The following is a 7,433-nucleotide window of genomic DNA, read 5'->3' on the forward strand; positions in this document are numbered from 1 at the left end:
TCATGAGAAAAAGTACAAATCTGATGACTTTGATTTCTATGGTCTTTATTTGCCAGATATAAACAAAGTAGTATATCCATCAATCAAGTTTGGCGGTTGCGGTATCAGGACAACGCCGCCTAAATCACCCAATCCTTTTTACTGGTGGGAGGATTTTACAGATTTAACTGAAGTAGCTTCTAAACGAACCTACAAAGAGTTTGGCGTTGATTTAACAACCAGAAAGGTTAACCCAGACTCTAGGATTCATACCAGAAAGGTAGAAAGACCATCAAAAGAAGAACTAGAAAAACTAGTTTGGGAAAAGCCAACTGCACAAATTGGGAGAGATTTTGGCGTGTCTGATAAAGCTGTAGAAAAGTGGTGTAAGGCTTATGGGGTAGAAAAGCCACCCAGAGGATATTGGGTTAAGAGAGCTTATGGAAAAGTAGAAGAACAGTTAATAACCCATGACAAAGGTTGAACTTATGACCACATCTTTAGTTGGGATGAGAGTTCTACTAGCATGATACCCAAAATTTTGGATTCATAGCCAAATCATAGTCAAAATATCAAGCAAGGGACTCAATTTTCCAAGCTTAAAACTCCTCTGGAAACCTGAAACCCTTAACTTTACGTCGGTTATTTCGTCATTCTAAAAAGCCCGTGACGAGGATTGAACTCGTGACCTCACCCTTACCAAGGGTGTAGCCTTGAACCCCAGAAGCCGCGCCTATAAGCACCTTAGCGAGTCCTAGCACAACCTTTAAGACGGGGTTAGGACAGTGAGGGAAATCAAGCCAGTTAATAATAATGGTTCTATTCAGCTAAAGTTTTCCGTGGGCGGTAAACGGTACAGCTTTAACCCTATACCTGGGGGGCAGTTTGCTAATAACAGGGACTTCAAAACGACTCAAGCGATCGCTAGCCAAATACAGAATGATATCCTAGCTAAGAACTTCGACTACACATTAGACCGATACCGATTAACCCCAAAGCAATCTATACAATCCAGTAGCCAAGCCTCAAAGCCTCAAAGACTACTAGAACTGTGGGATTACTGGGTAGATAAACCTCAGCCTTTCAGTAGCTACTAGACAACATCACTACAAAGCCATTAGGCAGCAGATTATTAAGGCTAACCCTGATTTGATGGCTACTATGTGGCTGACCGAATCCAACTTAGGAGCCTCAACTTTTAATCAACGCCTGGGTTATTTGAAAAGATGCTATCGCTGGGCCATATCAAAAAACCTGGTAACTAGTAACCCCTATGACGAACTAAAAACCCGTAGGGTGTGTACTAAGTCGATCAAACCCTTTACTTCCAGAGAGATTAAAGTGATTATCCAGGGCTTTGAAGAGTCCGCCATGCACTACGCGCCTTTTGTTAAGTTTTTACTGGCTACAGGTGTTAGGACATCCGAAGCTATTGGGCTACGTTGGTGTCATGTAGACTTTGACCAAGGGTTTGTAACTATTCAAGAAAGTCTGTCTAGGGATTGGGCAGGTAACGGATATCAGAGGGTTAGAAAGGAGACTAAAACAGGTAGTAACCGACAGCTAGAAATGACTGAAGAGTTAAGGGGCTTACTGTGGTCACTCAAACCCTCCAAAAGCGACCCGGATTCCTTAGTATTTACTACGGTCAAAGGAAAGCCTATAGATGACGGTAACTTCCGAGAGAGATACTGGGTTAAGGTACTGACTAAAGTCGGCGTAGACTACCGAAGACCTTATACGACTAGGCACAGAACTGCTAGTCATGCCATAGACCAAGGCACTCCTGTAACCGGAGTGGCATATTTACTGGGGCATAAAGACACCCGAATGGTTATGCAAACTTACGCTCATCTGGTTAACCAACCCAAGTTACCGGATATGCCTATCGGCTAAACAGGCGTTAGTAGAAATATAGTGCTACCAGAGTTCTAGGATTCAACTTGACTAACTTAGGATATCCAGACCAATATCCGACTTGACATTATTAGGATATACAAAGCATTTTTATGGCAAACAAAAAACTACCTATAACCCTAGATGAACATATCTTTAACAAACTCAAGAAACTGGCTGAATCTAATAGTATCTCTATGGCAGCACAGATCCGATACCTCATATCTGAGGCAACCACGGAAAGACATTGAAGCCCTCAGCGATCGCCAAGAGAAACTACAAAAGTCCCTCGATCGCATTGAGGTAACTCTGGCAGAACAGGAAGCGACTTTGAGCTTCATCGCCCAACATTTGATTAACCAAGATAACTACTAAATACCAAAGGTCTTAAGAAGATGACAAACGATTACCAAAATGCTAAATGGATGGCTGATTTGAAAGCTGAAATGGCTGAGGCACAAGCTATTTTAGATGCTAAGGCTGCTCAAGTTAAGGCTGAGAATGCCAAAGCTATGGCTGAAAAGGTTAAGCGCCAACAAAGTAGCCTCAAAGTTCATGAGTTTAACAACAATGTTATCGAAAAAGGTATCGAACTTGGTTTATTAGACTCTACAAACTATCCTAAAGTCTATGAACGCACAGTGAAAGATTTGGGGGCAGCCAAGGGTCAAGATTTGTTTATCAGAACTGTGGTTGGTCTGTTATCGCATGAGTATACCGGGGTGGAGTCTTCAACCTTCAGAATAGGTAATGGTGGACTTACATGGCGCGGTCAGACCTACAGTAGCCCCCAGGAGTTATACAAAGGAGTCCTGAGTTTACTACATGGGGAACAGGGAGCCGACTTTGATCCTATGGGCGGTGCGGAGTGGTTTTCCGAAGTCCTCAATGGTGTTTTAAGAGGTAGTGAGTCTTTTACAGATCATACTCATGCTGTGTTCTCTAGAAAAGTCCAAGAGTTGGTCAAGCTGGTCGAGTTATCCAAAGTGAATCCCTTGGGTGAACCAGACGCTTCCGAGTTGACCCCCGATGATATGTTCTATATCAACAGTGTGCTTGGTCGAGATTTATAGAGCCAAAGAGTATTTAATATTTCCTTAAAATATCCCCCAGTGGTCTTAGTTGGTCACTGGGGATTCTTTGTGGTTTCTAGGGGGTAGATTAGGTCAGCCTAAAATACCAGAATGATTGTACAAGGGTTAACCCTACTGTATTGAAGGCGATTAAGATAAACTTGTATCCTATCTCCCCCTCTTGATTGGTATGACACCAGATACCACTACTTAGTATCAAGTTGGATCTGACAAAGTATAAGAGTAAGGCAAGAGGGATACACCGATGAAAGTAAGAAGACAGAACGCACAACAAACACTCCGATTATCCACTGATACACAGAAGCAGCTAATAGCTTTAGGGGACAAGAGACAGCAGCCCATCTCAGAGATTATTAGGGATGCGATCGCTGAATACCTTCTGAACAATAACTAACCACTTAACCAACCAAAGGAACAGACAAATGGCTTACACAATCCCCGAAATGCTTAAGATGACCAGGGCTTCTAGTGGAGCTAAGGAGCTAGACCCAATATTTGATGAGGCTGAGTTCTGGGAGGATCTCTTAAGAGAGTTACCGGATGCCGAGATGATAGCCAAGTACCCTAAGTATATCTCAGAGGATTGGGAATGGGTTAATAAGTTTGAGGAGGAGGATTATGAAGCACTTGGGGCTTTCCTTGATGCCCATAACGCCCGGAAGAAACACCCGGAGAACAACTAGACATCAAATAGGGCAACCAGTAACCAGCTAGTTGCCCCAAAGACCAAAGATTCAAGATAACAGACAGGGCTAAGTGCCCAAGGATTCAAATAACCAGTTCAAATAACAGAAGGAACTAAAGATGACTCTCAATAACCCTAATCAGTCAAACTTTTATTTTATCCCCCTCTCTTTAATGGTATGATACCAGATACCATAACTAGTATAATAATACCTTAGATACTTCTAAAGACCTCTAAAATATCTAATAATATCCTATCTCTCTCTCTGTAATGGTATCATACCAGATACCATAAAATATGATACCAAATAGAAAACCCAGGTATTATCTGGGGATAAGTAGGATAGGATAGGTATTATAGGCTACTCTGATGCGGATAGTTGAGCCTCTATTTTATCTAGTCTGTCTAAAATGGTAACCTGGGTGGCTGGATAACCCCCTAGAGCCTCTTGAATAGCCTCTAGGATTAGTTGGTCCTGAGACTTCCCTGTAATAGCCTTGGCAGATTCTAATAGCCCTTTAACATCTTCGGGAAGTCTAAGTAATGTTGTGTACTTTTTTATAACTGCTTAGTTATATAACTATATATCATCATATCATCTTATCTATAATATGTCAGATTTTATCCTTTGGTATCCGGCTATGGTATCTGGTGTCATACCACCGAGAAGAGGGGGATAGAATAAGGATTCCAGTAAAGCACCAACAATCCATAGATAAAAATCTATACAAATCATAGGACATTTCTATGATTTATTCATCGGTGGTATTATGGTATGACACCATGCAAGAGAGGGGGATAAAAGCAAAACCTAAGTATAGCAAGGGTTTCATATCTAACCTTAGCGATCACCCTAAATCTGACATATTATGGATAACATGGTATCATGGTATCATGGTATCATACCAAGCATAAGTGGGGGATAGGAAGAAAATGTCTAACATGACTTTAAGATTAACTGAAGAACTAGAACAGCAGATCAAGGCAGTTATACAAACAACTGGCACAAGTAAACACCAGTTCATAATAGACGCGATTAAAGACTCATTATCCGGCAAGGTCTACCAGTCCTTAGATGCTGCACAGCAAGTCAAAGAACAGCTAGATGGTAACAGACCCATCACAGAATCCGCCTTAGACATCCAGAACGCACTGGATATGTTACAGGCACAGATCCATAGCCTTAAGAAAGAAAACAGAGACATTAAGGAAGAACTAACCAAGAAAAAAGAGGAACCAGAGCATCAGTTTAAGCCAGGGTATGAGGTAACTAAACAATCAACTGTTAGGTTCTCAATATTATTTGCCAGTAAGTATCACGAGCAATACTGGGGCGAAGATGGTAACAAGCGAAAAGACAAGTACAGATACCACTATGAGCTAGGTATTATAACCAAAGAAGGTAAAACAAAGACTGGTAGGATATCATTCTGGATTATAAATATTAATGTAGAGGATTTAGCACTTAGCCCAGAGGGTCACTTTATCAGCCCATTAGGTACTCTTGGTTATGACCAAGAAGCCTGGGATAAAGAGGAGGAGGAAGTCGCGGCTAATAGAGGCCGAGGTAAAGATCCATACAAATATCGGGCAAGTGAAGATGAGGAAATCATAGGAGATATTGAACTCGGCATTACCCCAGAACACTTACACGAAACCTTTGGCATAGATTACAAAGACTTAGTTAACCGGATAATACTAGATATCTGTATCGATGGAGTCTGGGCGCACTTTGTTAAAGATTCTAATGGTATGTGGAGTAAAACGGGCTACTACCAGACCATTGACTATACATCAAAGGCTAAGGTAACTAACTAATCAGGACAGGGCTACATGGGCAGCCCCTAATAAACCCTCACGGATTCCGTTGAGGGTTTATTTGTTCCCTATCTTTTATGGGGTAACTAAAGGTCAAGCCGGATACCCTTAAGGATTATTTTCTAGGGTTTTTTACATGGGGGATGGTCTTTAGGACTTCATCAATAATATGTAACTGGGCTTCAGTATAGGCATAAGCCTTGTTCTTAAAGTCTCCATTGGGGGATTGCCTGTTTACACGCCTGGGCTTGACTCCATAGGCTGTCACAAATGCTTTGGCAACCCTAACGGCTAACAGGTGGAAGTCGCCTTTAGAGACTACAATGTTTTCTCTGTCCAGATACTCATTGAGGGTTACAAGATCCCTAGACTCCTCTTTGGCATAACCGGATTTAATGGTGTCAGCTATGGTAAGGGTAAAATCATACTTTCTTTTCAATAAATCTCCTAGGTGATCGAGGATCTGCCTCTTACTAAGATTCTCTAATAAAATCGCCTCGACTGGTTCTTTTGTACTTGTAGGAATATTAAGGTAAACTTGCATGATTTTGGTTATCTCTTATTACTTAGCTTTATTAGGTACTTGATTTTACCAAGCTATACTTAATATTAGCCAGGGTTAACCCACTATGTCCACATAGGGTATATAAAAAAGCCTTATCCCATAATCAATAATCCGCTAAAAGTGCATATTTTACTTATGGTACGGCGATCGCCAAGGGACACCAGGGATAACCAAAGGACTAAATAAGTATACAGACACAACCAAAGACCCAAGGACACCCTGATGAACCAGAAGCAACTAGTTATTTATAAAGCATTTACCCCTAAACAGAAATCCATATACCGCCAACTGACCCCTGAGCAAAGACAGAGGCTCCTAAATGTTCTAGAGGCTAAAAAAGCTGCATCTAGGGCACAAAGGAGGGTCAAGTAATGGCTAACAAGAAGCCCAGCGCGGTTGAGATACTACCAGATGATATTAGGGACTTGGTAGATGGTCAGTTAGATAGAGGAGTCCCAGTGCCCCAGATATCCAAATGGCTAGCTACCAGGGGGCATAAGGTAACTTCTAGACAGATTTATGGCTACAAGGCTCAGATGGTTCCCAAGGCTCCCACGGCTACTCCAGTAGGCCAAGACAGCGCAAGCTATGGAGACTACTCAGACCAAGATAAGTTTAAGAGGCTACTGAATATCGCTATGGCTAATGTAGATTATCTCAATGATTTCTTAAAGTCCAGTGGCGATTTAAGTACTGCCAGGGCGCTACGAGAAATGATTGAGACTGCATCGGGGCTTCTGAAGTACCAGCTACAGTACAACCAGCCTGACCCTGTGACTCATGTAACCTTCAATATTGGCTCCCTAGAGGACACACTGGGCACACCTGAGTACACCGATGGGAACTGGGCACACTTCGGTAGCCCAGATGGAAATCTACCCGATGATTAAGGAATCGCCTTAAAATCCCCTCAGAATACCCTAGAATCCCCTAGATTACCCATAGAATCCCTTAGAGATACCAATGCCTCTAGGGGATTTTTGATACCCCTGTAACCCTGCGATCGCCAAGGGTGTCAGTTAGGTAATAACAGATAATCTGGTATTTAACCGCATTGGGACTCTAAGACCACCCGGTGAGTATAAATACTCATGCAGCCATCTAATAACTATTTTGCGATCAGTTGCCTAGTTATGGCTAAAAAGCTCTGATAAACGGGGAAGATTTGAATCATTGCCAAGCGGCTTAAACTGTCTTAAACTTTAGGACAGCATTAGGACGAGTTAAGGTGCTTTAGGACTGCTAGTTTTATCTGTAAAAAGCCCGTGACGAGGATTGAACTCGTGACCTCACCCTTACCAAGGGTGTGCTCTACCACTGAGCCACACGGGCAAAATATAACTTTGGTTTTTTAGTTGTAAGTTACAATGCTGGGAGCTTTGCTCTTAACCCAGTC

Annotated in this window: 10 protein-coding genes and 1 tRNA gene; 9 read left to right on the top strand and 2 right to left on the bottom strand. The window is 42.1% G+C overall.

Annotation, left to right across the window (positions count from 1 at the left end; translation table 11 throughout):
- The 8 genes from VE944_RS06830 to VE944_RS06865 form a co-directional block, all read left to right on the top strand.
- Window positions 1-463: hypothetical protein (locus VE944_RS06830; protein WP_324974189.1), on the top strand; the 463-nt coding region annotated here is incomplete at its 5' end.
- 301 nt (window positions 464-764) lie between these two features.
- Window positions 765-1,076, top strand: a complete 312-nt coding sequence (locus tag VE944_RS06835; protein WP_324974192.1) for a hypothetical protein — start codon at window positions 765-767, stop codon at window positions 1,074-1,076.
- A gap of 244 nt (window positions 1,077-1,320) precedes the next feature.
- A complete protein-coding gene (locus tag VE944_RS06840) occupies window positions 1,321-1,875 on the top strand; it encodes a site-specific integrase (RefSeq protein WP_324974195.1) in 555 nt (184 codons plus the stop codon).
- 144 nt (window positions 1,876-2,019) lie between these two features.
- Window positions 2,020-2,250, top strand: coding sequence for a hypothetical protein (locus VE944_RS06845; RefSeq protein WP_324974198.1), 231 nt, complete (start codon window positions 2,020-2,022; stop codon window positions 2,248-2,250).
- 20 nt (window positions 2,251-2,270) lie between these two features.
- Complete coding sequence (locus VE944_RS06850) at window positions 2,271-2,948, top strand: hypothetical protein (RefSeq protein WP_324974200.1); 678 nt, start codon at window positions 2,271-2,273, stop codon at window positions 2,946-2,948.
- 265 nt (window positions 2,949-3,213) lie between these two features.
- Window positions 3,214-3,363, top strand: a complete 150-nt coding sequence (locus VE944_RS06855) for a ribbon-helix-helix protein, CopG family (RefSeq protein ID WP_324974203.1) — start codon at window positions 3,214-3,216, stop codon at window positions 3,361-3,363.
- 28 nt (window positions 3,364-3,391) lie between these two features.
- A complete protein-coding gene (locus VE944_RS06860) occupies window positions 3,392-3,652 on the top strand; it encodes a hypothetical protein (RefSeq protein ID WP_324974206.1) in 261 nt (86 codons plus the stop codon).
- Between the two features lie 944 nt (window positions 3,653-4,596).
- A complete protein-coding gene (locus VE944_RS06865; protein ID WP_324974209.1) occupies window positions 4,597-5,472 on the top strand; it encodes a hypothetical protein in 876 nt (291 codons plus the stop codon).
- 115 nt (window positions 5,473-5,587) lie between these two features.
- On the opposite strand, the gene VE944_RS06870 is transcribed toward VE944_RS06865, so the two are convergent.
- The gene (locus VE944_RS06870) at window positions 5,588-6,016 is read right to left on the bottom strand and encodes a hypothetical protein (RefSeq protein WP_324974212.1); all 429 of its coding nucleotides are present in this window, start codon (window positions 6,014-6,016) and stop codon (window positions 5,588-5,590) included.
- A 392-nt stretch (window positions 6,017-6,408) separates the two neighbouring features.
- Between VE944_RS06870 and VE944_RS06875 the strand changes: the two genes are divergently transcribed.
- Window positions 6,409-6,927, top strand: coding sequence for a hypothetical protein (locus VE944_RS06875; protein WP_324974215.1), 519 nt, complete (start codon window positions 6,409-6,411; stop codon window positions 6,925-6,927).
- A gap of 370 nt (window positions 6,928-7,297) precedes the next feature.
- Here the strand turns inward: VE944_RS06875 and VE944_RS06880 are convergent.
- A tRNA-Thr gene (locus VE944_RS06880) sits at window positions 7,298-7,369 on the bottom strand.
- Between the last annotated feature and the right edge of the window lie 64 nt (window positions 7,370-7,433).

Origin of the sequence: Nostoc sp. (assembly GCF_035638895.1) — a bacterium.
Classification (GTDB): domain Bacteria; phylum Cyanobacteriota; class Cyanobacteriia; order Cyanobacteriales; family Nostocaceae; genus Nostoc.